This window comes from Polymorphospora sp. NPDC051019 (genome assembly GCF_040683055.1).
GTDB classification, from domain to species: Bacteria; Actinomycetota; Actinomycetes; order Mycobacteriales; family Micromonosporaceae; genus Polymorphospora; species Polymorphospora lycopeni.
In genome coordinates, this window is record NZ_JBFBCH010000002.1 from 33,862 (window position 1) to 60,525 (window position 26,664).

General features: G+C 73.9%; 29 protein-coding genes. 17 read left to right on the forward strand and 12 right to left on the reverse strand.

Annotated elements, in window-relative coordinates; genetic code table 11:
• Positions 1-28 precede the first annotated feature (28 nt).
• On the reverse strand, positions 29-1,390 hold the full coding sequence (locus AB0M79_RS04340) for a BtrH N-terminal domain-containing protein (RefSeq protein WP_364207700.1): 1,362 nt from the start codon (positions 1,388-1,390) through the stop codon (positions 29-31).
• A gap of 269 nt (positions 1,391-1,659) precedes the next feature.
• On the opposite strand from AB0M79_RS04340, the gene AB0M79_RS04345 reads away from it, so the two are divergent.
• Positions 1,660-1,905 carry a DUF6289 family protein gene (locus tag AB0M79_RS04345; protein ID WP_364207702.1) on the forward strand — a complete coding sequence of 82 codons (246 nt, stop codon included), beginning with the start codon at positions 1,660-1,662 and terminating at the stop codon, positions 1,903-1,905.
• Between the two features lie 13 nt (positions 1,906-1,918).
• Here AB0M79_RS04345 and sigJ read toward each other — a convergent pair whose 3' ends face one another.
• Both sigJ and AB0M79_RS04355 read right to left on the reverse strand, forming a co-directional pair.
• Positions 1,919-2,869 (reverse strand): RNA polymerase sigma factor SigJ, encoded by a 951-nt coding sequence (sigJ, locus tag AB0M79_RS04350; RefSeq protein ID WP_364207704.1) that lies wholly within the window; start codon positions 2,867-2,869, stop codon positions 1,919-1,921.
• A gap of 50 nt (positions 2,870-2,919) precedes the next feature.
• Complete coding sequence (locus tag AB0M79_RS04355) at positions 2,920-3,291, reverse strand: DoxX family protein (RefSeq protein WP_364207706.1); 372 nt, start codon at positions 3,289-3,291, stop codon at positions 2,920-2,922.
• A 95-nt stretch (positions 3,292-3,386) separates the two neighbouring features.
• Here AB0M79_RS04355 and AB0M79_RS04360 point away from each other — a divergent pair, with 95 nt between their 5' ends.
• Positions 3,387-3,692 carry a metalloregulator ArsR/SmtB family transcription factor gene (locus AB0M79_RS04360; RefSeq protein ID WP_364207708.1) on the forward strand — a complete coding sequence of 102 codons (306 nt, stop codon included), beginning with the start codon at positions 3,387-3,389 and terminating at the stop codon, positions 3,690-3,692.
• 12 nt (positions 3,693-3,704) lie between these two features.
• On the forward strand, positions 3,705-4,214 hold the full coding sequence (locus AB0M79_RS04365; protein WP_364207710.1) for an SRPBCC domain-containing protein: 510 nt from the start codon (positions 3,705-3,707) through the stop codon (positions 4,212-4,214).
• Between the two features lie 58 nt (positions 4,215-4,272).
• On the opposite strand, the gene AB0M79_RS04370 is transcribed toward AB0M79_RS04365, so the two are convergent.
• Complete coding sequence (locus AB0M79_RS04370) at positions 4,273-4,647, reverse strand: Mth938-like domain-containing protein (protein ID WP_364207712.1); 375 nt, start codon at positions 4,645-4,647, stop codon at positions 4,273-4,275.
• Positions 4,648-4,794: 147 nt separating this feature from the next.
• Between AB0M79_RS04370 and AB0M79_RS04375 the strand changes: the two genes are divergently transcribed.
• The 4 genes from AB0M79_RS04375 (at position 4,795) to AB0M79_RS04390 (ending at position 11,252) form a co-directional block, all read left to right on the forward strand.
• Entirely contained in the window at positions 4,795-6,546 is a 1,752-nt protein-coding gene (locus AB0M79_RS04375; protein WP_364207714.1) for an ATP-binding protein, read from the forward strand.
• Positions 6,547-6,560: 14 nt separating this feature from the next.
• Positions 6,561-7,709: an exonuclease SbcCD subunit D gene (locus tag AB0M79_RS04380; protein WP_364207716.1), complete on the forward strand. Its 1,149-nt coding sequence runs from the start codon at positions 6,561-6,563 to the stop codon at positions 7,707-7,709.
• Positions 7,710-7,779: 70 nt separating this feature from the next.
• The gene (locus tag AB0M79_RS04385; RefSeq protein WP_364207717.1) at positions 7,780-10,290 is read left to right on the forward strand and encodes an SMC family ATPase; all 2,511 of its coding nucleotides are present in this window, start codon (positions 7,780-7,782) and stop codon (positions 10,288-10,290) included.
• Complete coding sequence (locus tag AB0M79_RS04390) at positions 10,287-11,252, forward strand: hypothetical protein (protein ID WP_364207719.1); 966 nt, start codon at positions 10,287-10,289, stop codon at positions 11,250-11,252. The genes AB0M79_RS04385 and AB0M79_RS04390 overlap by 4 nt, the downstream gene beginning before the upstream one ends.
• 30 nt (positions 11,253-11,282) lie before the next feature.
• On the opposite strand, the gene AB0M79_RS04395 is transcribed toward AB0M79_RS04390, so the two are convergent.
• The gene (locus tag AB0M79_RS04395) at positions 11,283-11,651 is read right to left on the reverse strand and encodes a helix-turn-helix transcriptional regulator (protein ID WP_364207721.1); all 369 of its coding nucleotides are present in this window, start codon (positions 11,649-11,651) and stop codon (positions 11,283-11,285) included.
• A gap of 119 nt (positions 11,652-11,770) precedes the next feature.
• On the opposite strand from AB0M79_RS04395, the gene AB0M79_RS04400 reads away from it, so the two are divergent.
• Positions 11,771-12,616 carry a fused MFS/spermidine synthase gene (locus AB0M79_RS04400; RefSeq protein ID WP_364207723.1) on the forward strand — a complete coding sequence of 282 codons (846 nt, stop codon included), beginning with the start codon at positions 11,771-11,773 and terminating at the stop codon, positions 12,614-12,616.
• Here AB0M79_RS04400 and AB0M79_RS04405 read toward each other — a convergent pair.
• Both AB0M79_RS04405 and AB0M79_RS04410 read right to left on the reverse strand, forming a co-directional pair.
• A complete protein-coding gene (locus AB0M79_RS04405; protein WP_364207725.1) occupies positions 12,613-13,287 on the reverse strand; it encodes a pentapeptide repeat-containing protein in 675 nt (224 codons plus the stop codon). The genes AB0M79_RS04400 and AB0M79_RS04405 overlap by 4 nt on opposite strands.
• Positions 13,284-13,943: a hypothetical protein gene (locus AB0M79_RS04410; protein WP_364207726.1), complete on the reverse strand. Its 660-nt coding sequence runs from the start codon at positions 13,941-13,943 to the stop codon at positions 13,284-13,286. Before AB0M79_RS04410 ends, AB0M79_RS04405 begins: the two co-directional genes overlap by 4 nt.
• 292 nt (positions 13,944-14,235) lie before the next feature.
• Between AB0M79_RS04410 and AB0M79_RS04415 the strand changes: the two genes are divergently transcribed.
• The 5 genes from AB0M79_RS04415 to AB0M79_RS04435 all read left to right on the forward strand — a co-directional run bounded on the left by AB0M79_RS04415 (position 14,236) and on the right by AB0M79_RS04435 (position 19,240).
• Positions 14,236-15,156 carry a DNA-3-methyladenine glycosylase 2 family protein gene (locus AB0M79_RS04415; protein WP_364207728.1) on the forward strand — a complete coding sequence of 307 codons (921 nt, stop codon included), beginning with the start codon at positions 14,236-14,238 and terminating at the stop codon, positions 15,154-15,156.
• A gap of 264 nt (positions 15,157-15,420) precedes the next feature.
• A complete protein-coding gene (locus tag AB0M79_RS04420; RefSeq protein WP_364207729.1) occupies positions 15,421-15,987 on the forward strand; it encodes a hypothetical protein in 567 nt (188 codons plus the stop codon).
• 25 nt (positions 15,988-16,012) lie between these two features.
• The gene (locus tag AB0M79_RS04425) at positions 16,013-17,101 is read left to right on the forward strand and encodes an ATP-dependent DNA ligase (RefSeq protein ID WP_364207731.1); all 1,089 of its coding nucleotides are present in this window, start codon (positions 16,013-16,015) and stop codon (positions 17,099-17,101) included.
• 50 nt (positions 17,102-17,151) lie between these two features.
• Positions 17,152-18,699: an alpha/beta hydrolase gene (locus tag AB0M79_RS04430; protein WP_364207733.1), complete on the forward strand. Its 1,548-nt coding sequence runs from the start codon at positions 17,152-17,154 to the stop codon at positions 18,697-18,699.
• 22 nt (positions 18,700-18,721) lie between these two features.
• The gene (locus AB0M79_RS04435; protein ID WP_364207735.1) at positions 18,722-19,240 is read left to right on the forward strand and encodes a GNAT family N-acetyltransferase; all 519 of its coding nucleotides are present in this window, start codon (positions 18,722-18,724) and stop codon (positions 19,238-19,240) included.
• Positions 19,241-19,251: 11 nt separating this feature from the next.
• Here the strand turns inward: AB0M79_RS04435 and ligD are convergent, their stop codons facing one another.
• Entirely contained in the window at positions 19,252-20,427 is a 1,176-nt protein-coding gene (ligD, locus tag AB0M79_RS04440) for a non-homologous end-joining DNA ligase (protein WP_364207737.1), read from the reverse strand.
• Between the two features lie 125 nt (positions 20,428-20,552).
• Between ligD and msrB the strand changes: the two genes are divergently transcribed.
• Entirely contained in the window at positions 20,553-20,966 is a 414-nt protein-coding gene (gene msrB / locus AB0M79_RS04445) for a peptide-methionine (R)-S-oxide reductase MsrB (RefSeq protein WP_364207739.1), read from the forward strand.
• Positions 20,967-21,011: 45 nt separating this feature from the next.
• Here the strand turns inward: msrB and AB0M79_RS04450 are convergent, their stop codons facing one another.
• The gene (locus tag AB0M79_RS04450; RefSeq protein WP_364207741.1) at positions 21,012-21,290 is read right to left on the reverse strand and encodes an isoamylase early set domain-containing protein; all 279 of its coding nucleotides are present in this window, start codon (positions 21,288-21,290) and stop codon (positions 21,012-21,014) included.
• A gap of 248 nt (positions 21,291-21,538) precedes the next feature.
• Between AB0M79_RS04450 and AB0M79_RS04455 the strand changes: the two genes are divergently transcribed.
• On the forward strand, positions 21,539-21,799 hold the full coding sequence (locus AB0M79_RS04455; RefSeq protein ID WP_364207743.1) for a Prokaryotic metallothionein: 261 nt from the start codon (positions 21,539-21,541) through the stop codon (positions 21,797-21,799).
• Between the two features lie 236 nt (positions 21,800-22,035).
• Positions 22,036-22,485, forward strand: a complete 450-nt coding sequence (locus AB0M79_RS04460; protein WP_364207745.1) for a GNAT family N-acetyltransferase — start codon at positions 22,036-22,038, stop codon at positions 22,483-22,485.
• A gap of 159 nt (positions 22,486-22,644) precedes the next feature.
• On the opposite strand, the gene hemQ is transcribed toward AB0M79_RS04460, so the two are convergent.
• The 3 genes from hemQ to hemE are packed head-to-tail and all read right to left on the reverse strand — an operon-like array spanning position 22,645 to position 25,872.
• Positions 22,645-23,349: a hydrogen peroxide-dependent heme synthase gene (gene hemQ, locus AB0M79_RS04465; RefSeq protein WP_364207747.1), complete on the reverse strand. Its 705-nt coding sequence runs from the start codon at positions 23,347-23,349 to the stop codon at positions 22,645-22,647.
• Positions 23,346-24,773, reverse strand: coding sequence for a protoporphyrinogen oxidase (hemG, locus tag AB0M79_RS04470; RefSeq protein ID WP_364207749.1), 1,428 nt, complete (start codon positions 24,771-24,773; stop codon positions 23,346-23,348). Before hemG ends, hemQ begins: the two co-directional genes overlap by 4 nt.
• A gap of 1 nt (position 24,774) precedes the next feature.
• Entirely contained in the window at positions 24,775-25,872 is a 1,098-nt protein-coding gene (gene hemE / locus AB0M79_RS04475) for a uroporphyrinogen decarboxylase (RefSeq protein WP_364208769.1), read from the reverse strand.
• 182 nt (positions 25,873-26,054) lie between these two features.
• Between hemE and AB0M79_RS04480 the strand changes: the two genes are divergently transcribed.
• On the forward strand, positions 26,055-26,627 hold the full coding sequence (locus tag AB0M79_RS04480) for a DUF3000 domain-containing protein (protein ID WP_364207751.1): 573 nt from the start codon (positions 26,055-26,057) through the stop codon (positions 26,625-26,627).
• Positions 26,628-26,664: the final 37 nt, after the last annotated feature.

Consider the following 26,664-nt stretch of genomic DNA (forward strand, 5'->3'; position numbering starts at 1 on the left):
TTTCTCCTTGATCAGCGCGGCGGCCTGATCAGCGCGGCGGCGGCGCGACGGCGGCGGCGAGTTTGCCGACCGCCGCCACCTCCAGGGCGTACGCCTCGGCCAGGGCCCGGCCGGTCGCGGCGAACAGGTCGGCGATCCCGGCCGAATCCAGCGGTGGCACCTCGGCGTACTCGCGGCTCAGCCCGGCCAGTCCCGCCGCGGCCGCCGCCGCGGTGTCCCGGCCGGCGTCGCCGTCGGCGACGACCGCCCCGCCGAGTTCGGCGGTCAGCTCACGCATCCGCGCGAACGCCGGCACCGACGCCGGCAACGCCGCCTCGGCCACCTCGTGCCAGGCCCCGGCGGCAGCGTCGAACGCCTCGGCAGCCTCGACCAGTTCCGGGGAGTCGAGCAGCCCGGCCGCCTCGCGCAGGAACGTGGCGTACAACCCGCGCAGGTTTCCGCCGGTGATCCCGGCCGGCGACACGGCCTCCCAGATCGACAGCAGCGCCCCGGTCAGCCCGGCCCCGTCGGCGAACACCTTCGGCCAGCCCTTGGCGTTGCGGCCGTCGGTCATCAGCCGCGACCACTTGCGCCAGGCCGGCAGCGAGAACGACGTCGACGGCGCCGACAGGTGCGCGGCGCAGTCGGCCAGCCCGGCGACGACCGCGCCGCGCACGGTCGCGCCGTCGAGTTCGAGGCCAGCCGCCGGCCGGGCCTCGATGAGCAGGTTCTTGTACGACACCACCCGCGCCCGAGCCCGGTCCAGGTCGGCGCGGTCGACGGTGAGCGGCCGGAGGTTGCGGTCGTCGACGCGGATGCCGCCGCCGGCGCGGGCGTACGCGACGACCGGGTGCCCGCCGTGCCCGTCGTGGTGGGCCGGCAGGTGCCAGTAGCCGACGAGTTGCCGGTCCGGCAGCACGATCGCCGGTCGGCCGGCGTCGAGGGCGGCGTCCAGGGCGGCGGCCGCTCCCCTGGCCCCGGCGGTACGGTGCACCTCGGCCGGGATCCCGATCCGGGCCAGGGTGTCCGGCGTCCAGGTCTGGTACTGCCAGCGGTTGCGGAACCCGAGCGTCACCCAGCAGGTGCGGTGGGCGGCGAACTCCCACAGGATGTAGCCGGCGCCGAGCCCGCCGCCGATCCCGAAGAGCATCGCCTCGGACAGCGGGGCGCCGTCGTGCCGTACCCGGTGGTGGGCCAGGACGTTGGCGAGGTTGGCGGACTCGGGGTGGACGCCGCCCCGCAGCGTCCAGCCGCGGTCGACGGTCGGGGCGGGCTGGTCGGTCACCACGTGCCGCCGGGCGGTGAGGTAACGCTCGCCGGTGGCGGCCATCCGGGCCCGGATACGTTCCTTGAGCTGCTTCTTGCCGGTCATGTCGTGCTCCGTACGGCCGTACGCGCGCCCGTTTCCCACGCCCGGTCACGGTCGGCCGGATGAAGAGTGGACCTGACCTGTCGCACAGTCCCGAGGCACCTGCGTCCCCTTTGCCTCCGCGTCGCCGGGCGGCGTGGGCGCCTGGTCAGGAGGTATGGCGTAGGACCCGCCGCGCACAGCATAGCGCCACCGTGGCGCCGGGCTGTCCGGGACGCGTGGGTGTCCCTTGCGTTTCCGACACCCCAACGAAATCATCTACGTCAATACTTAGCGGATGCCCCCGCGGGTGGAAACCGGAGGAGACCGCCATGATCCGTCGTGCCCTGCTGGCCCTCGCCCTCGCCGCCGCGACCGTCGTCGCCCTGCCCGCGGCGCCCGCCCAGGCCCGGTACTGCCAGATGAACCACTGGTGCACCACCCTGTACTACACCGACGGCAGCCTCACGACGGCGGTCGGCGGGGTCTATGTGGAGTGCGACGGCTACCAGTTCCAGTGGGGCGAATGGACCCCGTTCGTGACCTTCGAGGAGCACCCCTGCTCGCCGCAGTGGTGACGGACGCCGGCGGTCACCGCGGCGACGACGCTCCAGCATCCGGCGACCCGTCGTCCGGCCCCACCCCGGGTGGCCGGGCGGTCGCCGACGGTCCGGGGCGGGGGACGTCGCGCAGCTTTTCCGGATTCAACATGTGGTAGAGGGCCACGATCGCACCGTCGGCCACGATCGGCGCGACGACCACGAGAAGGTCCCTGGCCTCGACGAGGTAGCCGAGGCGGCCGTTGACCAGCACCGTCTCCCAGCGCGGATCCCGCCGCCTCGCCTGGTGGAACAACCCGGCGACCAGCCTGGCCACCTCCTGCGCACCGACCAGCGGCCGGCGGACCGACGGCGCCAGCCCGCCGCCGTCGCCGACGAACTCCACGTCCGGAGCGAGCACCCGGACCAGCGCGGCCAGGTCGCCGCGCTCGGCCGCGGCGAGGAACGCGGCCAGCACCCGGCGCTGTTCGGCCGGGGCGGCACCGCCGGACAGCCGCGCCGGCGGCACGGCGTCCACCGCCCGCCGGCCGCGTGAGGCGAGCTGGCGGGCGCCGGCCGGGCTGACGGACAGGACCGTCGCGATGTCGGCGAACGGCACACCGAACACGTCGTGCAGGACGAACGCCACCCGCTGCTCGGGGGTGAGCCGTTCCAGTACCACCAGCAGCGCGAGGCTGACCTGTTCGGCGCGTACGGCGGTCTCGGCCGGGTCGTCGTCGGCCGGCAGCCGGGACACCAGCGGTTCGGGCAGCCACGGCCCGACGTACGCGGCGCGCCGGACCCGGGCCGAGCGCAGCACGTCCAGGCAGATCCGGGCGACCACGGTGGTCAGCCAGGCCCGCAGGTCGGTCACGTCGGGGCGGGCGGCGGCGTAGCGCAGCCACGTCTCCTGCACCGCGTCCTCCGCCTCGGCCCGGATTCCCAGCATCCGGTAGGCCACCCCGAACAGGTGGGACCGATGGGCTTCGAAGGCTTCGTGCATGGCCGGTCGACCATAACCGACCCGGTGCCGTCGCACCGGCCACCGCCCGCTCAGGCGAGGTCGGCCAGCCGGCCGATCGCCACCGCCAGTGCCAGCGCGAAGAGCAGCGCGTTCGCCGCGACCGCGCGCGGTTCGCCGAGCCGGGCGTGCGACCAGGCCGCCCCGACCATCACCACGCACAGGCCGACGGCGGCCAGCGGGGTCAGCACCGGGGCGATGCCGGTGGCCCAGGGCAGCACAAGCCCGACCGCCGCCAGGATCTCGCAGCCGGCGACGAACCGTACGAGTGGCATCGGGAACAGCGCGGTCCCGGTCTGCCCGGTCGTGATCAGCCGGTCCCGGTCCATCGTGCTCTTGACCGCTCCGGAGCCGGCGAAGACGACCGCCAGCAGGAGTTGCGCGATCCACAGAAAAGTGTCCATGCCGGTGGGACGAGACAGCGTCGACCGACGTGACGCAGCCCGACTTACCCTAATTAAGTTGCAACTTACGTAAGCATTGACTTAAGCTCCGGCCCGTGGAGGTTCTGGATGTTCTCGGTGACCCCGTGCGGCGCCGGATCGTGGAGGCACTGTCCTCGGGCAGCCTGACGTCGGGCGCGATCGCCGCCCGCTTCGACATCAGCCGGCCCGCCATCTCGCAGCACCTGGGCGCGCTTCTGGCGGCCGGCGTGGTGACCGTGCGACCGGAGGGCACCCGCCGCGTCTACGCGCTGAACCCCGACGCCCTCGACGCCGCGGCCGACTGGCTCGAACAGCAACGCGTGCGGTGGAACCGCGGCCTCGACGCCCTCGAACAGGCACTCGACACCGGACAGATCTGATACGGAGAAGACATGCCCATCGAACAAGCCCGCTTCGGCACCCTCGGGATCGGGTCCGGCGGAGACTTCCGGATCCGGTTCGAACGCGAACTCGCCCATCCGCTCGACCGGGTGTGGAACGCGCTCGTGGACCCCGGGAAACTCCGGGTCTGGATGCCGGGCTGCGTGATCGAGCCGCACGTCGGCGGCCGGGTGCACTACGACTTCGGCGACGAGGGCGCGGCCACCGGGGTCGTCACCGGGCTGGAGGCGCCGGGCGAGCGGGGCCTGCTCGAACACACCTGGGAGTGGCCGGGCGTGCCCGACTCCGCGGTGCTCTGGCAGTTGACACCGGCGGTCGCCGGGACCACGCTCACCCTCACCCACCGCGAACTGGTCGCCGAACCGGCCCGCGACTTCGCCATCGGCTGGCACCTCATCCTCGACACCCTGGAGCGCTACGCCGCCGGCCTGGAGTGGGAGGACGTGTGGGACGGCTACGAGGAGATCTCGGCCGGCTACGCCAGCCGGACCGTCGGCTGAGGCGCGCGCCGGCCGGCATCGGCCCGGCGACCGGTTCCGCGCTCACGGCAACTCCCGGTCAGCAGGTGGAGTGGAAGAGGCCGGCGACCGGGGTGCCGTCGACCAGGTCGTTGTAGACGGCCACGGCCTCCTCGGTCGGCAGGACGTGCACGGTGACGCCCCGCTCCCCCAGCAGGTCCAGCGCCTGCGGGGTGACGTGCATCCGCAACTCCATCCCGCGCGACAGCACGACGGTGGTCGCGCCGGCGGCGAGCAGCTCCTCGACGTCGGCGGGCTGGATGCCGGGCTGGTGCTGGGTGCCGGTCTCGGTCCAGTCCCACGGCCGGCCGCCACCGGGATAGAGCTTGAAGTCCTTGCCCGCTTCCAGGCCCTCGACCTCCATCCGCCCCCACGAGACGGAGAGGATCCTCGGCGATCGCGCGTCCGTACCCATTCGTGCCTCCTTCGGCGGTCAGCGGCAAAGGCTACCCACCCACCACCCCGTCACACAGGGGTGCCGGGAAGTGACGCAATGTACGGACACGCCGGGTACGCCGTCGAGGTTTCGGCCGTGTCGGTGGGGTGGGGCAGGATACCTGTCGTGACTGACGGAGAAATCGGGACCGAGGGGGCCGGCGAGCCGGTCGGGCGGGTGCTCGGCACCGCCGACGCGACCCCGCTCTCGTTCTGGACCGCCGTCGCACCGGACAGCTTCCTGCAACTCGACGACGTGGTGGTGACCCGCCGGGAACTTCCCGACCGCGAGCCGGTGACGATCGCCGGGGTGGTGACCCAGGTCCGGGCCCGGCACGAGGGCGCCCAGTTCGACTCCGACGTGTTCGCCATCGCCGACGGCACGCTCCCCGCCCAGGTGCAGGAGGCGGCCGAGATCACCACGACCCGGGTCGACCCGGAGGTCTACGTGCCGCCGGCGCCGGGTGCGCCGGTGCACCGCGCCGAGGGCGACGCGCGGGCGCGGGCGCTGCACTTCGACCGGATGGAGCGGCGGATCCCGATGGGGACCGGCCGCGACGGCGTACCCGTCTATCTCAACGCCGACTTCCTCGACGGGCAGCGCGGTGCGCACGTGTCGATCTCCGGCATCTCCGGGGTGGCGACCAAGACCAGTTTCGCCACGTTCCTGCTCTACTCGGTGTTCCGGTCCGGCCAACTGGGCGGCGACGCGGTCAACGCCAAGGCGCTGATCTTCAATGTCAAGGGCGAGGACCTGCTCTTCCTCGACCACCCGAACGCCCGGCTCGACGACGCGACGGTGGCCGCGTACGCGAAGCTGGGCCTGCCGGCCGGACCGTTCCCGGACGTACGGGTCTACGCCCCGCCCCGGGTCGGCGACCCGACCGGCACCCCGGACGTGACCAGCCGGACGGCCGGCGTCGACAGCTTCTACTGGACGCTTTCCGAGTTCTGCGCCGACGGCCTGCTGCCCTACGTGTTCGCCGACGCCGACGACGAGCGCCAGCAGTACACGATGGTGGTCCACTCGGTCGCCGCGCACCTGGCCCGGCACGCCCGGCCGGCCGACGGCGGGATCAGCCTCGACGGGGTGCGGATCGGCTCGTACGGCGATCTGGTCGACCACGTCGTGGAGCAGGTCAACGACGAGGAGACCCGCCGCGAGTGGGCCGGCAGCGCGGTCGGCCTGGGCACCGTCAACGCGTTCGCCCGCCGGCTGATCGGCAGCAAGAAGGACCTGGCCCGGCTGATCCGCGGCGACCTGGCGACCCGCCGGCCGCACACCATCAACACCGCCGACAGCGCCCAGGTGACCGTGGTCGACCTGCACAACCTGCCGGACCGGGCGCAACGGTTCGTGGTCGGTGTGACGCTGAAGAACGAGTTCACCCGTAAGGAGAAGGCCGGCACCGCCAAGCCGCTGCTGTTCGTGGTCCTCGACGAGCTGAACAAGTACGCCCCGCGCGAGGGCTCCTCGCCGATCAAGGAGGTGCTGCTCGACATCGCCGAGCGGGGCCGCTCCCTCGGCGTGATCCTGGTCGGCGCGCAGCAGACCGCGAGCGAGGTCGAACGGCGGATCGTCACCAACTCGGCGATCCGGGTCGTCGGCCGGCTCGACCCGGCCGAGGCGTCCCGCCCCGAATACGGCTTCCTGCCACCGGCCCAGCGGCAGCGGGCGCTGCTCGCCAAGCCCGGCACGATGTTCGTCAACCAGCCCGACATCCCGGTCCCGCTCTGCCTGGAGTTCCCGTTCCCGGCCTGGGCGACCCGCAAGTCCGAGGCGGGCAACGCCCCGTCGGAGACGCTGCGGTCGCTGACCCAGGCCGCCGACCCGTTCGCCGTCGTCGGCGCCCGCGCCGACGACGACATCCCGTTCTGACCCCGGAGGCGGCCGTGAAGATCCTGCACACCTCCGACTGGCACGTCGGCAAGGTCCTCAAGGGACGGTCCCGGGCCGAGGAGCACATCGCGGTCCTCGCGCAGGTCGTCGCGATCGCCCGCGAGGAGCGGCCCGACCTGGTGATCGTCGCCGGGGACCTCTACGACACCGCCGCCCCGACCCCGGAGGCGACCCGGCTGGTCACCCGGGCGCTGTCGGCGCTGCGCGGCACCGGCGCCGCCGTCGTCGCGATCGGCGGCAACCACGACAACGGCGCCGCCCTGGACGCGCTGCGGCCGTGGGCCGAAGCCGCCGGCATCACCCTGCGCGGCTCGGTCCGCGACAGCGCCGCCGAACACGTGCTGACCGGCACCACCGGGGGCGGCGAGCGGTGGCGGCTGGTCGCGCTGCCGTTCCTGTCCCAGCGATACGCCGTACGCGCCGTCGAGATGTACGAACTGAGCGCCGCCGAGGCGGTGCAGACGTACGCCGACCACATGGGACGGCTGTTCGCCAAGCTCACCGAGGACTTCGGCGAGCCCGGCGTGGTCAACCTGATCACCGCGCACCTGACGGTCGTCGGCGCCCGCACCGGCGGCGGCGAACGCGACGCGCACACCGTCATGAACTACGCCGTTCCGGCCAGCGTCTTCCCGACCGGCACCCACTACGTCGCCCTCGGCCACCTGCACCGCGCGCAGCAGGTGCTCGGCCCCTGCCACGTCCGCTACAGCGGCAGCCCGCTCGCCATCGACTTCGGCGAGGAGGAGAACAGCCCGTCGGTCGCGGTCGTCACGGTCGGCGCCGACCAGGCGGCCCGGGTACGCGACGTACCGGTCACCGCCGCGGTCGGGCTGCGCACCGTACGTGGCACGCTGGAGCAACTGGCGGCGCTGCCGGTAACCGACGACTGGCTGCGGGTGTACGTCCGCGAGACGCCGCGCGCCGGCCTGCGCGAGGAGGTGCAGGACCTGCTCCCCCGCGCCCTGGAGGTCCGCGTCGACCCGGAGATGCTGCCGACCGCCGACGCCCGCAAGCGCGCCGCCCAGCGGGCCGGCCGCTCGCCACGCGAACTCTTCGGCGACTATCTCGACAGCGTCGGGCACGCCGACGACGGCGTACGGGAGTTGTTCGACGAACTGATGGAGGAGGCGAGTCGTTGAATTGGGCCAGCCACCGGAGACCGGCGACCGCCCGATCCACCCGGTGACCGACGAGGGAGGCGATTAGACAATGCGGCCGTTGCGGCTGGACCTGGCCGGCTTCACCGTCTTCCGCGAGGAGACGACCGTCGACTTCACCGACGCGGACTTCTTCGCCCTGGTCGGGCCGACCGGCTCGGGCAAGTCGACGATCCTCGACGCGATCTGCTTCGCCCTCTACGGCACCGTTCCGCGCTGGGGCGGCACCCGCGGCATCGCGAACGCGCTCGCCCCGTCGGCGAACGAGGCCCGGGTCCGGCTCGTCTTCGACGCGGCCGGGTCCCGCTACGTCGCCAGCCGGGTCGTCCGCCGCGACGGCCGGGGCAACGTCAAGACCGGCAACGCCGGACTGCAGCGGATGCCACCGGGCTTCGACGTCAGCAAGCTCGACACCGGGATGAGCCCGGAGGACCTCGGCGAGGTGCTGGCCGGCACCCCGAAGGAGATGGACGAGGCGGTCGTGGCGGCGGTCGGGCTGCCGTACGACCAGTTCACCAGCTGTGTGGTGCTGCCGCAGGGGCAGTTCGCCGACTTCCTGCACGCCAAGCCCGCCGCCCGCCAGGAGATCCTGGTCAACCTGCTCGACCTCGGCGTCTACGACCGGGTGCAGAAGTCCGCGTCGGCGCGGGCGTCGGCGGCCGAGGCCCGGCTCGCCGCCGTCGACCAGCTGCTCGACGGGCTCGCCGACACCGACGACGACACCCTGGCCGCCACCGGGGAACGGGTCACCGCGATGCGTCGGCTGGCCGGCGAGGTCGAGGCGGCCGTACCCGGTCTGGCCGACGCCGAGCGGGCCACGGCCGGGGCGGCGGACGCGCTGGCCGCCCTCGACGTCGAGATCGCCCACCTCGACGCGGTACGGGCCCCCGCCGACCTGGGCGCGGTCACCGGCGCGGTCGCCACGGCGCGGGCCGGTGCGGACGAGGCGGCGGCGGACGTCGCCGCCGCCGAGGAACGCGAGGAGAAGCTGCGCGGGGAAGTCGCCGCGGCCGGTGACGAGGCGGCGCTGCGCCTGCTGCTGACGGCGCACGCCGACCGGGACCGGCTCGCCGCCGAGGCCGGCGCGCTGACCGCCGGACTGGCCGGCGCCCAGGCCGAGCACGACGCCGCCGGCGCCGCGCTGGAGGCGGCGCGGGACGCCGCGCGGCGGGCGACCGCCGACCTGGAGGCGGCCCGCCACGCCTACCAGGAGGCGCAGACCGTCGACCGGGCCGCCGCGTTGCGCGCCCACCTCACCGCCGGTGGCCCCTGCCCGGTCTGCGAACAGCCGGTCACGGCCGTACCACCGGTCCCGGCGGGTTCGGCGGTCGCCGCCGCCGAGGCCGCCGGCCACGCCGCCCGCAAGGCCGCCGACCGGGCCGAGCAGGTCGTCGCCGAACGCGACCGGACCGCCCGCGACCTGGAACGGACCCTGGACCGGGCGCGGGCCCGGCACGAGCGGCTCACCGCCGACCTCGCCGGCCTCGACGGCCGGCTCGCCGACTCCCCCGGCCCGGACGCCCTGCGCCGGGAACTGGACGCGGTCGCCGCGCTGCGGGCCGCGCTCGACGACGCGGGTACGGCGGTCCGCGCCGCCCGGGAGACCGGCCGGCGGGCCACCGCCGCCGTGGTCGCCGCACAGGACCGGATCCGGTCCGCGTGGCGCGCCTTCGACCAGGTACGCGACGGGCTGGCCCGCCTCGGCCCGCCGGCCGCCGACCGCGACGACCTCGCCGCCGCCTGGGACACGTTGTGTTCGTGGGCGGGCGGCGAACTCGACCGGCGCCGGACCGACCGGGTCGCCGCCGCGGGTGCGGTCGACGCCGCGTACGCCGCCCGGGACGAGGCCGCGGCCGCCGTCGTCGCGCTGTTCGCGGCGGCCGGCGTCGACGTGCCGCCGGCCGGGGCCGGCCGCAGCGGAGCCGACCCGGCGCGTGACCTCACCCGGGCCGCCGCGGTCGCCGTCGAACGCGCCGAGGCCGACCTGCGCCGGCTCACCGAACGCCGCGAGCAGGCGGCCGAGCTACGCGGGCAGCGGGCCGGGCACGAACGCGACCACCGAGTCGCCAAGGCCCTCTCCGGCCACCTGCGGGCCAACAACTTCGAACGGTGGCTGCTCGCCGAGGCCCTCGACCAGCTCGTGGACGGCGCCTCCGGCATCCTGCGCGAGCTGACGTCCGGGCAGTACGAGCTGGTGCACGACAAGGGCGAGTTCTACGTCGTCGACCACCACGACGCCGGCCTGCGCCGGGTGGTGCGGACGCTGTCCGGCGGCGAGACGTTCCAGGCGTCGCTGGCGCTGGCCCTCGCCCTGTCCGAGCGGCTGGCCGGCATGTCGGCCACCGCCGCCAGCCTGGAGTCGATCGTGCTCGACGAGGGCTTCGGCACCCTCGACGCGGCCACCCTGGACACCGTCGCGGCGACGCTGGAGAACCTGGCCGCCCGTGGCGACCGGATGGTCGGCGTCGTCACCCACGTGCCCGGGCTCGCCGAACGGGTCCCGGTCCGGTTCGAGGTGCACCGGGACGCGCGTACCGCCCGCGTGGAACGGACCGGGCTGTGACCGGCTGGCACGTCGACGCGTGGGACCCGTCGTACGGGACGTCGTTCGAGGCGCCGGCCGGACCGGCCGCGCCCAGCAGCGCCCAGGTCGACCCGGGCATCGAGGTGCCGGCCGGCGCCTGGGCGCCCCGGCCCGCGCCCGCCGGCCTGGCCGCCCCCGACGTGGTCCTGCTCGTCGACGGCGTACGCCGCAACGACGCCAGCCTGTGGAGCCGCGAGGACGACGGCGCGTCGTACCCGGGGCTCGCCGCCTCCTACGCCGCCGGCGTGGTCCGCTGCGACCTGCGCCGCGGCGCCGCCGAACTCGCCGGGTTCGCGGTCCGGCGCGGGCTGTTCACCGCCAGCCCGGCCGGCGCCGACGTCGTCGCCGGGCAGATCCGCTACGCCCTGCACCGGGTCAGTCCGCCCGGCGAACTCGCCAAGCTGCCGGTCGCCGTACAGCCACAGTTGACCGCGCTGGAGGTCGACGTCTCCAACGCCGCCCGCGTCGACGGCGACCTGCTGATCGTCGACGGGCCGCTGCGCAACCGCCGGCAGCTGCCACGCGCCCTCGGCTACATCAAGACCCAGCACAGCCAGTACCTCGACGCCCGCGAGCAGGCGGTCGTCACCTCGCTGCGGGCGACCGAGCGGTCGCCGGTGTTCCGGCTCGGCACCGCCTGGGGCGGCTGGTCCTGGTACTTGCGGCTGCCCGGCCCGACCGGCGCCCCCTGGGCCGGCATCGTCCGGGTCGAGTGCTCCGCCGAGCTGTCCGATGTGGAGGCCGTGGAGCTGGCGGACCTTTCGCAGGTGACGCTGCCCCGGTTCGCGTCGACGCCGTACAAGGACCCCCGGGCGCCACAGAACCTGATCCCGATCGCCGGGCTGGAACGGCGGCTGCGGGCGATGCTCGGCGACGCCCGCCTGCTGCACCGCGCCCTGACCATGACCACGTCCCGCCGTACGGCCAACCGGCCCCGCTAGCCGGTCAGGCGTACCGCCCGGCAGTCCCGCTCAGGCCGCCGAGGCGGTCTCCCCGGGAGGCACTCCGTCCGGGCCTGCACCACCACGTGGGTGGAACACGAAAGCCGAGCCGTTCTCGTCCAGGTCGATGGTAAGCGACGCGTCCAGCGCCTTGGCCAGCCGGGTGAGTAGCGGCAGGGTCGGCAGCGAGTCACCGCCCTCGATATTGGAGATCTGCGGCTGGGTCATGCCGGCGCGCCGGGCAAGCTCCGCCTGGGACAGGCCGAGCTTCGCACGGCGGTCGTAGACGGCCTCCCCGAGCGCGAACGCGTACCCGGCCTCGACGTAGGCGGGAGACGGCTCGACCGGCTCGCCCAGGAGTTTTCTGGTTCGACGGGTCTTCCAGCGACTGTGGTTCACAACCCCTCCCCTCTGGTCCGGTCCTAGTCGTGCTCGGCCGGAGCATGCTCCGCCTCGCACAATCTGTATGACTTCCCTGGTTGCGGATGCACGGCTGCCGTCCCGGCATACTCGACGGCGTGGGACGGAAGCGGGGTGGGCAGCGGCTCGGGGTACGGATCGACTCCGGGCTGGCCGAACTCGCCCCCGACCCGGACCGCCCCGACAGCTTCACGCTGCTGGTCGACGGCACCCCGCAGTCGCACGTCGACCTCGCCGACCCCACCCACCTGGAGTTCGAGTACGTCCGCCGGATCGCCATGGTCGTCGACCTGATGGCCCCCGCCGGCCGGCCGCTGCGGGTGCTGCACCTCGGCGGCGGCGCGCTCACCCTGCCCCGCTACGTGTCGCGTACCCGCCCCGGCTCCACCCAGCGGGTCGTGGAGATCGACGCCGCCCTGGTCGACCTGGTCCGGGAGCACCTGCCCTGGCCGCCCGACCGCAACCTGCGGGTCCGGGTCGGCGACGCCCGCGACGCGGTCGCCACCGGCCGGGACGGGTCGTACGACCTGGTCGTCGCGGACGTGTTCGCCGGTGCCCGTACCCCGGCCCGGCTGACCTCGGTCGAGTTCGCGGGTGAGGTGGCCCGGGTGCTGGCGCCCGGCGGTCTCTGCGTCGCCAACCTCGCCGACGGCGGCGCGCTGAAGTACGCCCGCGGCCAGGTCGCCACCGTCGGTGCCGTACTCCCCCACGCCTGCCTGGTCGCCGACACGGCGGTGCTGCGCGGCCGGCGGTACGGCAACCTGGTGCTGGTCGCCGGGCGGGTGGAGCCGCCGGTGGCCGGGCTGACCCGGCGGGCGGCCGGCGACTGGTTCCCGGGCCGGGTGGTGCACGGCGACGAACTGGAGCGGTTCACCGGCGGTGCCGCCGTCGTACGCGACGCGACCGCCCGCCCGTCGGATCCGCCACCGGTGGGTTTCTTCTAGCCGGGCAGGACCGTGACGTCCGGTGCGCCGTTCGCCGCGAACCACTCCGCGAGGGCCGCGCCGTCGATCAGGTCGGGCTCCGTGTCGGAGCCGACGTCGACCGGGCCGACGACGTGGCCGCGAGCCCCGGTCACGAAGCTGCCGGCCAGCCGGGCGCCGGCCAACCGGGCCGGCCCGTCGTCGGGACCGAACCCGCAGTACCGCAGCGATGCCCCGCGCAGGTCTGCCCGCCGCAGGTCTGCCGCCAGGAAGACGGCCGAGTTGAGGAAGGCGTCCCGGAAGTCGGCGTCCGACAGCACGGCACGGTCGAATTCGGCGGCGAACAGGTGGGCGGCGCGCATCGCCGCACCTTCGGCGGCGATCTCGCTCGCCTCGATCTTGGTGAGGTCGGCTCCGGAAAGGTTGGCCCGGTTGAGGTCGGCGCCGATCAGGGTGGCCCCGCGCAGGTCGGCGTGGACGAGTCGGACACCGTCGAGGCAGGCACCGAACAGGTACGCCCCGGCGAGGTCCAGCCCGGTGAGGTCGGCGCCCCGGAAGTCGTACTGGTCGCCGACGAGATCGGGGCCGTCGGATGCGGAACGGGCGTCCAGGTATTTCTCCAGAGCCGACCGAGCGTCAGCCTCGACCGGCCACGCGGTGACGGAATGCCGATTCTTGCCATAGCCGATCATGGGTAGAACACCACTTTTCCATCCCATTCTCTCCGGGCGGCAACCCGCGCCTTGAGATCATCACTCGATTCACGGGTCAACAACCAGGTATCGACGATCACGTTCTTCCCGTCACCGATCTCGTCCTTGATGGTGAGTTCGAAGGCTGCCGGCTCGTAGCGACCTCTCAGCCCATCCGGCATCGACTCCCCCGCCCGCCTGTCGTACGGCGGAAAGAACTCGGCCGGCCCCTTCACGTCCCAGTACCGCCCACCCGAGTCGACGAAATCACCCTGATCCTTGACGGCGTCGGGCCTGCTCTGGTCCAACTCGGCCCGCCGGATCGGCCCCGGAAGGTCACCGCGCCGCTCGCATTCGAGCCCGACCTCCGCCTCCCGGGGCGTCTTCCTCGTAACGCGACCTCCCTGCGCGGGGTCACGGGCGAGTTCCGCCATCCGCCCCTGGTATTCCGGCGTACCGACCTCAGGAGTGACGTAGGACTCCGTCTCCGCGGGCCCGCCGAGCCGCCGGTCGTTCTCGGCAACGGCCCGGCGGACATCGGCCCGCGACGGCCCGTCGGCGACGGCCTCCGTTCGGGGCGACTGTCGATCATCGGCAGCCGGGCTCCCACTGTCGACCGGGGCGTCGACCGTGACCCGGCTCCGCTCGACGGTCATGAACCCCTTTCCCACCAACCGGAGGCCGACATCGGAATGCCGCGAAAGATGGCCGCCATCCATCGAACTGGATGCATACGGAGAGTAGCCACAGCACTGCGCGACAGCCCATCGACTGCTCGATCATTGGCACCATTTGACAGACATGGGTCAATGCCACAAGGGAGCCGATGGTTGGGATAAGGGCTCGGAATGTCATTTTCCGCCCACATTGGTCGATCGACCTCATGGGAGCACCGGCACGGCCAGCACCCGCTCCTCGGAAACGCCGGGCGCGTGGCACAGTGTCCGGGTGGACGGGACCGGGCCGGCGGTGAGCCGGGCGCTGCGGCCGCCGGCCGGCTACCACCTGGCCGGTTCGGTCGGCGCGCTCGCGATGGGCCGCCACGACCCGTGCGCCCGGTTCGTCGCCGGCACCTTCTGGTGGACGGCCCGGACCCCGGACGGGCCGGGCAGCCTCGCGCTCCGCCGCAGCGGCACCGAACTGGTCGCCGAGGGCTTCGGGCCGGGCGCCGACCGGGTGGTCGACCGGGCCGATGCGGTCGCCGGCCTGCGTGACGACCTGACCGGGTTCGCCGAGGTCGCCGCCACGCATCCGGTGGTGGAGCGGCTCGCGCACGCCCACCGTGGGCTGCGACTGCCGGCCACCGGGCAGGTCTTCCCCCGGCTGCTGCGGGCCGTACTCGAACAGAAGGTCACCGGCAAGGAGGCGTACCGGGCGTACGCGGCGACCGTACGCCGGTTCGGAACGCCGGCGCCCGGGCCGGTCGCCAACCTGTGGATTCCGCCCGAGCCGGCGGCGATCGCGGCGCAGCCGTACTGGGTGTTCCACCCGTTCGGGGTCGAGCAGCGCCGGGCCGACGCCCTGCGCCGGGCCGCCGCCGCGGCCGACCGGCTCGAACGGTGCGCCGACTCGGCCGAGGCGACCGCCCGGCTGACCGCGATCCCCGGCATCGGGCCGTGGACGGCGGCCGAGGTGGTCCGGATCGCGTACGGCGACGCCGACGCGGTCAGTGTCGGCGACTACCACATCCCGAACACGGTCGCCTGGGCGCTGGCCGGCGAACCGCGTGGCGACGACGCGCGGATGCTGGCCCTGCTGGCGCCGTTCACGGGGCACCGGGGACGGGTGTGCGCGCTGCTGGACGCCGCCGGCCTCCACGCACCCCGGTTCGGCCCGCGGATGCCCCTCCGCTCCTTCGCCCGCTACTGACCGCGCGCCCGTGCACGCCCCCGCCCGCGCGCCCACGCGCCGTGCGCGTGGGCGGGGGCGCGGTGCACGCCGATCAAGGGCTTGTCGTGGCTGAGCCGGTCCGGAATGCCCGCAACATCCCCAAGATCGGCGCAGGCGGGGCGAGGCGGGAGCGGAGCGGGGGCGAGGCACGGAGCGGAGTGGGAGCGCGGTGGGCGAGGGGCGGGCGCGAATGCGTCCGACCAGCCATGGACACGCTCCCATGGGACGTGGGAACATCGCGACATGTCCACCGACGTCGATACCCGACCTCGCCGCCGGCACCTGTGGATCGCCGCCGCGCTGGCCGGCACGCTGGTCGCCGTACTCGCCACGCAGTGGATCACCAGGGCGGGCGGCTCGGACTCCGGTGACCTTCGTACGCAGATCGCCGCCCGCATGGTGACCGTGCTCGAGAGCACCCCGGCCGAGCAGCACGGCGGCCACGGCGCGCACGCCGCCGGATACTCCGGCTCGACCACCGTCTGCGGCGTACGGATCTTCGGGTTCGAGCCGCCCGGGGCCACCAGCCTCGACATGGTCGACGTCGTCTACGGCCACCACCTGTGCGGCATCGCCGAGGGCAGGCGGCACTGGGACGGCGCCGTCAAGCTGGTCGGCCCGGTCGTGATGCGGCTGTCGACCGACCCGCCGACGATCCAGGTGGCCGAGGCGACGCAGACCGCGACGTTCCGGGAGCGGGTGCTCGAACTGATCCCGGCGCAATACCAGGCCGTGGCGTTCGAGGAGTCGCTCGACCCGTCGACCATGGCCGAGCTGCGCAAGCGCTACGACGACGCTGCCGGGTTCTGACGTACCCGGGTGGTTGACTGGGCGGATGGAGCTGCCAGTCAACCCACCGGTCGAGCCGATGCTCGCGAAGAGCGTGCCCGACATCCCCGTCGGCGACGGCATGACCTACGAGCCGAAGTGGGACGGCTTCCGCTGCATCGTCTTCCGTGACGGCGACGAGGTCGAGCTGGCCAGCCGGGGCGGCAAGACCCTGACCCGCTACTTTCCCGAGGTGGTCGAGCAGGCCCGGACCCAGCTCCCGGCCCGGTGCGCCGTCGACGCCGAGCTGATCGTGATCCGCCGTGACGGCGACGGCCGGCCCCGGCTCGACTTCGAACTGCTCTCCCAGCGCATCCACCCGGCCGCGTCCCGGGTCCGGATGCTGGCCGAGACCACCTCTGCCGACCTGGTCGCCTTCGACCTGCTCGCCATCGGTGACGAGGCGCTGGTCGACCGGCCGTACAGCGAGCGCCGGGCCCGGCTCGAGCGGGCGCTGCGCGGTGTCGAGCCGCCGGTGCACGTCACACCGACGACCACCGACCTGGCCACCGCCCGCCGCTGGTTCGAGATCTTCGAGGGCGCCGGCCTCGACGGGATCATCGCCAAGCCGGCCGACATCGCCTACGAGCCGGGCAAGCGGCTGATGTTCAAGGTCAAGCACGCCCGTACGGCGGACGTGGTGGTCGCCGGCTTCCGCTGGCACAAGTCCGGCCCGGTGGTCGGCTCGCTGCTGCTCGGCCTCTACGACGACACCGGCACCCTGCACCACGTCGGAGTGTCCGCCTCGTTCACGATGGCCCGCCGCAAGGAACTGCTCGACGAGCTGGCGCCGTACCGGGAAGGGGTGACCGGGCACCCGTGGCTGCACGGTGACCACGAGCTGGGCCAGCGGATCCCGGGCGGGCCGAGCCGGTGGACCGGCGCGAAGACCCTGGAGTGGGAGCCGTTGCGGCCGGAGCTGGTCGTCGAGGTGGCGTACGACGCGATGGAGGGCGACCGGTTCCGGCACACCGCCCGGTTCGTGCGCTGGCGGCCGGACCGCGATGCGCGGTCGTGCGGCTACGACCAGTTGGACCGGCCGGTGCGCTTCGATGTCGACCAGGTCCTCGCGGGCGATCCCGACCCGACCGGCTGACCGGGCGGCATAGGCTGGGCACGGCGGCAGCACGATCTTGGAGGGTGCCCGTGGCCCGCGACCACCGGACGATCCTGGCCGGCCTGCTGGCCGCGACCCTGGCCCTCGCCGGCTGCACGCTGCCCGGCCGCGGCGACCGTGGCACCGCCCCGCAGGGCACCCCGACGGAATCGGCCGGTGCCGCGGCGACGGTGTGGCGGCCCTGCCCCGAGGTGGCCGAGGACCTGGTGGGCCGGGGTGCGGCCGGCGTGACCTACGAATGCGCGACCATCCAGGTCCCCCGGGACTGGGCGGCACCCGACGGCGGCACGTTCGACCTGGCGCTGCTGCGGGCCCGGGCGGCCGACCAGCGTGACCGGATCGGGTCACTGGTGCTCAACCCCGGCGGGCCGGGCGGTTCCGGCGTCGACACCGCCGTATACCTGTCGTTCGGCTCCGCCTTCGGCGGCCTGCCGGCCGAAGTGCTCCAACGGTTCGACCTGGTCGGCTTCGACCCGCGCGGGGTGAGCCGATCGAGCCCGGTCAAGTGCATCCCGGACGCCGACCTCGACGCGACCTTCGGCGCCGAACCCGACCCCGACCAGGCCGAGTTCGACGCGCTGGTCGCCCTGAACCAGCGCATCGGCGAGGGCTGCGGCACCCAGTACGGCGACCGGCTGCGACTGTTCGCCACCGAGCAGGCGGCCCGGGACATGGACGCCGTACGCGCCGCCGTCGGCGACGAGAAGCTCACCTACCTCGGCTACTCGTACGGCACCCTGCTCGGTGCGACGTACGCCCAGCTCTTCCCGCGGAACATCCGGGCGCTGGTGCTCGACGGCGCGATCGACCCGCGGCAGGGCATCGTCGAAGGCTCCGAGGGCCAGGCCAAGGGATTCGAGCTGGCGTTCGGCAACTTCACCCGGTGGTGTGCGCAGACCCCGGACCGGTGCCCGATCGCCCCGGACGCGCGGGTCGCGGTGACCGACGCGCTGGAGAAGGCGCGGGTGTCGCCGACGGTCGGTGAGGGCGGCCGGGAGGCGACCCCCGGCTGGATCCTCTACGCGGTGATCTCCTCGCTCTACACCGAGGCCGGCTGGGAGGAACTGGCCGGGGCGATCGACGACATCGAACGCGGCGACCCGGCCAAGGTGTTCGAGCTGGCCGACCGGTACGCCGAGCGCGGCCCCGACGGGCACTACAGCAACCTGTTCGACGCCAACCTCGCGGTCAACTGCGCCGACGAGGAGTCCGGCCCGAGCGTCGAGCAGATCCGCGACCTGCAGCTGGAGTGGCGCGAGCGGTATCCGCTGTTCGGGGCGCCGCTCGCGGTGTCGATGCTGTCCTGCGCCTCGTGGCCGGCACAGCGCGACGGCTACCCGACCGGGCCGGCCACCGGCGCCCCGCCGATCCTGGTCGTCGGCACCGTCGGCGATCCGGCGACGCCGTACGAGCAGACGCCCCGGCTGGCCGAGATGCTGGGCGTCGGCGTGGTGCTGACCTGGGAGGGCGAGGGCCACACCGCCTACCCGCAGACCGGCTGCGTCAACGAGGTCGTCGACGCGTACCTGATCGACCTGGCCGTGCCGGCCACCGGGCGGCGCTGCCCGGCCCGCTGAGCCGGCTGGCAGACTGGCACCCGTGACCGAGGTGATCTTCCGCACGGCCCGCCGCGCCGACGTACCGGCGATCGTCGCCCTGCTCGCCGACGACCCGCTCGGCGCCGGCCGGGAGGCGGCGGGCGGGGACGCCGGCGGCACGGTCGTCGGCGAGGAGGTCGACGCCGCCTACTGGCGGGCGGTCGGCGACATCGACGCCGCCTACTGGCGGGCGTTCGACGACATCGACGCCGACCCGCGCAACGCGCTCGTCGTCGCCGACCTGGCCGGCGAGGTGGTCGGCACGATGCAGCTCACGTTCATCCCCGGCCTGAGCCGCCTCGGCGCGGAGCGGGCCCAGATCGAGGCGGTCCGGGTGCGCGCCGACCAGCGCGGTGCCGGCCTCGGCCGCCGGATGATCTCGTGGGCGGTCGACGAGGCGCGGGCCCGCGGCTGCCGCCTCGTCCAGCTCACCACCGACAAGCGGCGGGCCGACGCGCACCGCTTCTACGCCGGGCTCGGGTTCGAGGCCAGCCACGAGGGCATGAAGCTCGCGCTCTGACCGGGCCGGGGTCAGCCCTTGCGGTCGCGGTCCTTCGACGGCTGCACCCGCTTCGGCTCACCGGGCATCTTCGGATGGTCCGGCGGGTACGGCAGGTCGCCGTTGCCCTCCTTCTCGTCCCGGTCGGCCCACTCCAGCAGCGGCGTGATGTCCCACCCGGCGTCGTCGATCGCCGCGTGCGGGTCGCCGATCCGGGCGAACCGCTCCGGTACGGTCCGCAGGTCGAAGTCGTTCGGCTCGACATCGGTCAACTCGTCCCAGGTGACCGGGGTGGAGACGGTGGCCCGGGCGTTGGCCCGCAGCGAGTAGGCGCAGGCGATCGTCCGGTCGCGGGCCATCTGGTTGTAGTCGATGAAGACCTTCTCGCCGCGCTGCTCCTTCCACCAGGCGGTGGTGACCAGGTCGGGCCGGCGCCGCTCGACCTCCCGGGCGAACGCGATCGCGGCCCGGCGCACCTGCGTGAACGTCCACCGCGGCGCGATCCGCAGGTAGACGTGCACGCCCCGGCCGCCGGAGGTCTTCGGGAAGCCGGTGACGCCGAGTTCGTCGAGCAGCGCGCGGACCTCACCGGCGACCGCGACCGCGTCGGCGAAGTCGGTGCCCGGCTGCGGGTCGAGGTCGATGCGCAGCTCGTCGGGGCGGTCGACGTCGTCGGCGCGTACCGGCCACGGGTGGAAGACCACGGTGCCCATCTGGGCCGCCCAGGCGACGTGCGCCAGGTCGACCGGGCACAGCTCGTCGGCCGTACGCCCGCTCGGGAAGCTGATCGTCGTGGTCTCGATCCACGGCGGTACGCCCCGGGTCGGCACCCGCTTCTGGAAGAACATCTCGCCCTCGATGCCCTGCGGGAACCGCTGCAGCATCGTCGGCCGCCGGTGCAGGGCGCGCATGATGCCGTCGCCGACGGAGAGGTAGTAGTTGAACAGGTCGAGCTTGGTGTAGCCGGGGCCGGGGAAGTAGACCCGGTCCGGGCTGCTCAGTCGCACCGTACGGCCGGCGACCTCGACCTCGACGGCCGGTGCCTTCGCGCTCGCCCGCGACTTCTTCGCCGGCGCCCTCGCGCCGGTTTCGGCGCTGTCCGCCAGCGCCCCGGAACTGTCTGCCGGCGCCCCATCGCTGGTCCCGGAACTGTCTGCCGGCACTCCGGCGCCGGTCCTGGAGCTGTCGGTGCCCGCGCTGCCGCCCATGCCGCGACGATAGACCACCGGCGCTGCGGCCGGTGCCCACACGCGCGGTCCGACCTGGTACGCCCCCTGCTGTCCGGTCCGGTGTGAGTGGGTCGGCGGGCGGCCCGGAGTCGTACCGTTGGGGTATGGCTGTTGACAAGAGCACGCTGCCGACCACCGAGGACGAGTGGCGGGTCCGTCTTTCCCCCGAGGAGTTCCGGGTGCTGCGCCAGGCCGGCACCGAGGCGCCCTTCACCGGCGAGTACGTCGACACGAAGACGCCCGGGCTCTACCACTGCCGGGCCTGCGGCGCCGAACTGTTCTCCAGCGACACGAAGTTCGACTCGCACTGCGGCTGGCCGAGCTTCGACGAGGCGCTGCCGGGCGCGATCAGGTATGTCGAGGACCGGTCGCACGGCATGGTCCGGGTCGAGGTGCGGTGCGCGGTCTGCGACTCGCACCTGGGGCACCGCTTCGACGGTGAGCACTACACCCCGAAGAACGCCCGCTACTGCATCAACTCGGTGTCGATGACGCTGGAGCCGCGCGCGGGCGCGTGACGGCGTGCGGGGCGGGGCCGTCTTCGACCCCGCCCCGGCACCGGTTCAGCCGAGCAGGAGCCGGCCGCCCTGGTGGTCGATCAGGTCGGCCTGCTCGTCGTCGAGCCACACCCCGCCGGTGGCCAGGTAGCGGAAGTGGTAGTCGCCGGCCTTGAGGTTGACGGTGACGGTGCGGACGCCGTTGCGCCGCAGCACCAACTCGTGCCGCCCCGGCTCCCAGCCGTTGAAGCAACCCACCACGCTGACGGCGCCGGTCGGTGCGTCCTTGGGCAGGCAGAACGTTACCCGGGTCTTGTTGCCGAACAATTTACTGCGCTTGATCACGCCGCTCCTCCGGGAAAAGGATCCAACCGTCTGAGCTTCCCCGCGGTGGCACGCCGACGCCACCGACACACCGCGCGTTACACGTAATTCACCGGTTCTACCCGTTCCGGATACGCACCGGCACGCAGGTCAGCCCGGCGATGGTCATACCGGGCGACTAGGGCAATCAGCCGATTTTCCCGCTTTCCGGCCGCCGGCCGCCCCGCCTTCGCGCACGCTGGCCGGGAGACGAAACGGGAGGTTGCGCCATGGGGACCTGCGAGGTCTGCGGCAACGAATACTGGATGACGTTCGAGGTGCGGACGGTGAGCGGCGACGTGCACACGTTCGACTCGTTCGAGTGCGCGGCCCACCGCCTCGCGCCCATCTGCGAGCACTGCGGCTGCAAGATCATCGGACACGGGGTGGAGGTGTCCGGCCGGTTCTTCTGCTGTGCCCACTGCGCCCGCTCCGTGGACCGCGAGCAGGGCGCCGGCCTGCGGGACACCGTGGGCACCCACCCGGGCTGACCACCCCCGTCGCGCCTTCCCCGCGGCGCCTTCCCCGCCGCACCGCGCGACGGAGCCCGCCACGGCGGGGCGCCATGATCGTCTGCTGCTCCGGCACCCGACACGCCGACTAGGCACCGCCTGGACAGCAGACGATCATGGTGCGGCCGGCGACAGCCAGACGCCGCACCGGCCCCGGCCCGCGCCGGCGCCCACCGGCCGGCGGGAGCCGGCGCGGGCGTGCCTACGATCGCGGAATGCAGCCGCAGACGACCGAGACGCGCGTGGCGTCCTTCGCCGACCTGGACACCCGTACCCTCCACGACCTGCTGCGCCTGCGGATCGACGTGTTCGTGGTCGAGCAGGAGTGCGCGTATCCCGAGATCGACGGGCGGGACACCGAACCCGGCACCCGGCACCTGTGGCTGGCCCGGGCCGGCACCCCCGTCGCGTACCTGCGGATCCTCGCCGACCCGGACGGTGTCGAGCGGATCGGCCGGGTCCTGGTCGCCCGCGCGGCCCGGGGCGACGGCCTCGCCGGCCGGCTCATGACCGAGGCGCTGCGGGTGGTCGGCAACCGGCCGTCGGTGCTCGACGCGCAGGCCCACCTGGCCGGCTTCTACGCCCGCTTCGGCTACACCCCGACCGGCCCCGAGTACGTCGAGGACGGCATCCCTCACATCCCCATGCGCCGCGACCCCCGGTAGACCGAGACCGGAGTCGCGAGTCGACCGAGCGCCGCCGCACCGTCTGGAGCCCGAGGACATGCGGCGAAGCCGTCATGCCCGCAGGGTGAAGACGGCGCATTCAGGCGGCGCGAAGCGGAGCGAGCCAGCCGAGCCGAAGGCGAGGCCAGCCAACTCAGCTCACGGCAGGGCGGTGACGAGTTCGGCCACGGAACGCCGGCGGCCGGTGTAGAAAGGGATCTCCTCGCGCACGTGCCGGCGGGCCGTCGACGCCCGCAGGTCACGCATCAGGTCGACGATGCGGTGCAGCTCGTCGGCCTCGAAGGCCAGCATCCACTCGTAGTCGCCGAGGCCGAACGACGGGACGGTGTTGGCGCGTACGTCCGGGTAGGGGCGGGCCATCCGGCCGTGTTCGGCCAGCATCTCGCGGCGCTCGGCGTCGGGGAGCAGATACCACTCGTACGAGCGGACGAACGGGTAGACGCACACGTAGGCGCGGGCCTCCTCGCCGGCGAGGAACGCGGGTACGTGGCTCTTGTTGAACTCGGCCGGCCGGTGCAGCGCCATCTGCGACCACACCGGGGTCAGCGCGCGGCCGAGGGCGGTGCGGCGCAGCAGGCCGTACGCCTCCTGGAGCGCGTCCGGCGAGCCGGAGTGCCACCAGACCATGATGTCGGCGTCGGCGCGCAGGCCGGAGACGTCGTAGGTGCCGCGTACGGTGACGTCCTTGGCGGCGAGGCCGTCGACGAGCGACTCGACCTCGGCGGTGACGCCGTCGCGCAGGGCGGGCAGTTGACCGCTGTACCGGAACACCGACCACATGGTGTAGCGGATGGTCGCGTTGATCTCGCGGAGCCGCGCGGCGTTGGTCTGCTCGCTGGTCATGCCGACCTTCCTTCCAGGGACTTGATGATCTCTTCGGCCGCCGTCTCGCCGGAGCGGACGCAGACCGGGATGCCGACCCCGTCGTAGCCGGCGCCGGCCAGGGCGAGGGTGGGGTGGGTGGCGCGCAGCCGGGTCCGGGCCGCCGCGATCCGGTCCAGGTGGCCGGGGGCGTACTGCGGCAGGGCGCCGCCCCACCGCTGGACCCGGCTGTCGACCGGGGCCGGTACGGCCGCCCGCAGCACGGTGGACAGGTCCCGGTGTACGGCGGCGACCAGTTCGTCGTCGGGGCGCTGGAGCAGGTGTTCGTCGCCGTGCCGGCCGACCGAGGCGCGGACGACCGCGAGCCCGTCGGCGCGGCGCTGGTGGGCCCACTTGGTGGTGAAGAAGGTGGCCGCCTTGATCAGGGTGCCCTCGGTGGCCGGTACGAGGAAGCCGGACAGGTCGGGCAGTGGCGGGTCGGGCAGGGCGAGGCTGACCAGGGCCACGCTCGCGTAGTCGAGTATGCCGACGAGGCGGGCCGCGTGGGCGTCGACGGCGGCGAGCAGCCGGGCGGCGGGCCGGGCCGGCAGGGCGAGCACGACCGCGTCGACGTCGACGGTCTCCGGGGCGGGGGTGGGGCCGACGACGAGCCGCCACCCGTTCGGGGTCGGGGCGAGTTCGCGTACGGTCGCGTCGAGCCGCAGTTCGGCGCCGCTGTGCGCGGCGGCGGCGGCGACCAGGGTGCCGAGCCCGGTGTCGACGGTGCCGAAGACCGGGGCGCCGGTCGGTCGGGGGGCGGCCGCCTGCGCGGCGCGTACGGCGCCGACCAGGGTGCCCTCGTGGCGGGCGGCGCGGGCCAGGCCGGGCATGGTGGCGGCGAGCGACAGGGTGTCGGCCCGGCCGGCGTAGACGCCGCCGAGCATCGGGTCGACGATCCGGTCGACGACCTCGTCGCCGAGCCGCCGTCGGACCAGGGCGCCGACGGCGACGTCCTCGTCGGGGTCGAGCAGCGGGCGGCCGGCGTCGTGGTCGAGGTCGGCGGCCGGGTGGGCGATCCCGGCGACGGCGGCCAGGTCGCCGGGTACGCCGATCAGGGTGCCCTTCGGCATCGGCCGCAACCGCCCGCCGACGGCGATGGCGGCCTGCCCGACCGCCGGATGGGTGATCCGGTCGGCCAGCCCGAGCCGGCGGGCCAGGGCGACGGCGGCGGAGTCGCCCCCGGCGGGATCGCGCATCAGGAACGTCTCGGCGCCGGCCTCGGTGGCCGATCCGGCGAGCTCGCCGGTTCGCAGCTTGCCGCCGAGCGCGCCGGACCGTTCGAAGACGGTGATCCGGGTGTCGCGGGGGGCGCGGTCGCGCAGCCGTACGGCGGCGGCCAGTCCGGCGATGCCGCCGCCGACGACCGCGACGTGCCAGCCGCGTCCGTCGCCTCCCGGTGTGCCCATGTCAGCGGGCGGATGCCTGGTGCACCAGGTCGACGACCCGGGTGAGCACGTCGGGGTCGGTCTCGGGCAGCACGCCGTGGCCGAGGTTGAAGACGTGGCCGGGGGCGGCCCGCCCCTCGGCGAGGATCCGCCGGACCTCGGTCTCGACGACCGGCCACGGCGCGAAGAGCACGCACGGGTCGAGGTTGCCCTGTACGGCCTTGTCGGCGCCGATCCGGCCGGTGGCGACGTCGAGCGGGGTGCGCCAGTCGACGCCGACCACGTCGGCGCCGGCCTCGGCCATCGCGGGCAGCAGTTCGGCGGTGCCGACGCCGAAGTGGATGCGGGGTACGCCGGCGTCGGCGAGCCCGCCGAGGACCCGGGTGGAGTGCGGCTGGACGTAGGTGCGGTAGTCGGCGGCGGACAGCGCGCCGGCCCAGGAGTCGAAGAGCTGCACGGCGCGGACGCCGGCGGCGATCTGGACGCGCAGGAACTCCAGGGTGATGTCGGCGAGCCGGCCGCACAGCGCGTGCCACAGGTCGGGGTCGCCGTACATCAGGGCCTTGGTCTTGGCGTGGGTGCGCGACGGCCCGCCCTCGACGAGGTAGCTGGCCAGGGTGAAGGGTGCGCCGGCGAAGCCGATGAGCGGCGTGGTGCCGAGTTCGGCGACGAGCAGGCGGACGGCGTCGGCGACGTACGACACGTCGTCGGCGGTGATCCGCCGGATGCGTTCGACGTCGGCGTGGGTGCGTACCGGCTCGGCCACGACGGGGCCGGTGCCGGGGACGATGTCGAGGTCGACACCGGCGGCGGCGACGGGGACCACGATGTCGCTGAAGAGGATGGCGGCGTCGACGCCGTGCCGGCGGACCGGCTGGAGGGTGATCTCGGTGACCAGGTCGGGCCGGCGGCACGACTCCAGCATCGGGATGCCGGCCCGGATCTCGCGGTATTCCGGCAGCGACCGGCCGGCCTGGCGCATGAACCAGACCGGGGTGTGCGGCACCGGCTCGCGGCGGCAGGCCCGCAGGAACGCCGGCTCGTCGGTGGTGTCCTGGTCGTGGGCGGTGCCGCGGTCGGGGGCCGCGTTGCCCGGCATCGTCGTCGTCATCCCCGCCATCGTGCCACGCGCCCCGGCGGGGGTACCGGGCCGTCCGGCCCTGGCGAGCCGGGTCACCCGGACCGGGTCGCGCACCTTATGTCGGGCTTGTCGTGAAAGCGGGGTCCGGTTCCCGGTCCGGCGGCAGGGATGATCGGCGCGCCGATCATCCGGCCCGGGGCCTGCCGGCTTAGGCTGCGGACATGGCAGCCCCCACCGCGGTTCCCGAGGTGTTCGCGAACGCGGTGGCCGGCCTGCGCGCGGCATCGCCCCGGCGGGAGATCGTGCTCAAGGAGATCGGGCCGCCGCAGCGGCTGGCGCCGTACGCTTTCGCGCTCGCCGCGACCGTCCTGCGCGGCGGCGAGGAGGTGGCCACCGGCCGGCTGATCCTGCTGCACGACCCGGCCGGCCACGACGCGTGGGACGGCACGCTGCGCCTGGTCACGTACGTGTCGGCGGATCTCGAACTGGAACTGGCCGCCGACCCGCTGCTGCCGTCGGTGGGCTGGAGTTGGCTCGTCGACGGGCTCGACGCCCACCACGCCGGCCACCGGGCGATGGGCGGCACGGTGACGCAGACCATGTCGACCAGGTTCGGTGACCTGGCCGGCGAGCCGGCCGCCGCCGACATCGAGATCAGGGCGTCGTGGACGCCGGCCACCGACGACTTCGCCGCCCACCTGCACGGCTGGTGCGCGCTGCTGGCCTCCACCGCGGGGCTGCCGCCGCCCGGGGTCACCGCGCTGCCCGACCGCCGGTCGACGGCCGGCCGCTGACCGCCAGCCGGGGCGCCCGTCGCAGGACGCCCCGCCG

Coding starts and splice junctions, on each gene's coding strand:
- sigJ (WP_364207704.1), bottom strand. CDS start 2,869: ATGCACGAAGCCTTCGAAGCCCATCGGTCCCACCTGTTCGGGGTGGCC.
- hemE (WP_364208769.1), bottom strand. CDS start 25,872: ATGGCGGGGATGACGACGACGATGCCGGGCAACGCGGCCCCCGACCGC.
- AB0M79_RS04385 (WP_364207717.1), top strand. CDS start 7,780: ATGCGGCCGTTGCGGCTGGACCTGGCCGGCTTCACCGTCTTCCGCGAG.
- AB0M79_RS04410 (WP_364207726.1), bottom strand. CDS start 13,943: ATGACCGTCGAGCGGAGCCGGGTCACGGTCGACGCCCCGGTCGACAGT.
- ligD (WP_364207737.1), bottom strand. CDS start 20,427: ATGGGCGGCAGCGCGGGCACCGACAGCTCCAGGACCGGCGCCGGAGTG.
- AB0M79_RS04460 (WP_364207745.1), top strand. CDS start 22,036: ATGCAGCCGCAGACGACCGAGACGCGCGTGGCGTCCTTCGCCGACCTG.
- hemG (WP_364207749.1), bottom strand. CDS start 24,773: ATGGGCACACCGGGAGGCGACGGACGCGGCTGGCACGTCGCGGTCGTC.
- hemQ (WP_364207747.1), bottom strand. CDS start 23,349: ATGACCAGCGAGCAGACCAACGCCGCGCGGCTCCGCGAGATCAACGCG.
- AB0M79_RS04355 (WP_364207706.1), bottom strand. CDS start 3,291: ATGGACACTTTTCTGTGGATCGCGCAACTCCTGCTGGCGGTCGTCTTC.
- AB0M79_RS04455 (WP_364207743.1), top strand. CDS start 21,539: ATGGGGACCTGCGAGGTCTGCGGCAACGAATACTGGATGACGTTCGAG.
- AB0M79_RS04370 (WP_364207712.1), bottom strand. CDS start 4,647: ATGGGTACGGACGCGCGATCGCCGAGGATCCTCTCCGTCTCGTGGGGG.
- AB0M79_RS04480 (WP_364207751.1), top strand. CDS start 26,055: ATGGCAGCCCCCACCGCGGTTCCCGAGGTGTTCGCGAACGCGGTGGCC.
- AB0M79_RS04405 (WP_364207725.1), bottom strand. CDS start 13,287: ATGATCGGCTATGGCAAGAATCGGCATTCCGTCACCGCGTGGCCGGTC.
- AB0M79_RS04420 (WP_364207729.1), top strand. CDS start 15,421: ATGTCCACCGACGTCGATACCCGACCTCGCCGCCGGCACCTGTGGATC.
- msrB (WP_364207739.1), top strand. CDS start 20,553: ATGGCTGTTGACAAGAGCACGCTGCCGACCACCGAGGACGAGTGGCGG.
- AB0M79_RS04365 (WP_364207710.1), top strand. CDS start 3,705: ATGCCCATCGAACAAGCCCGCTTCGGCACCCTCGGGATCGGGTCCGGC.
- AB0M79_RS04425 (WP_364207731.1), top strand. CDS start 16,013: ATGGAGCTGCCAGTCAACCCACCGGTCGAGCCGATGCTCGCGAAGAGC.
- AB0M79_RS04345 (WP_364207702.1), top strand. CDS start 1,660: ATGATCCGTCGTGCCCTGCTGGCCCTCGCCCTCGCCGCCGCGACCGTC.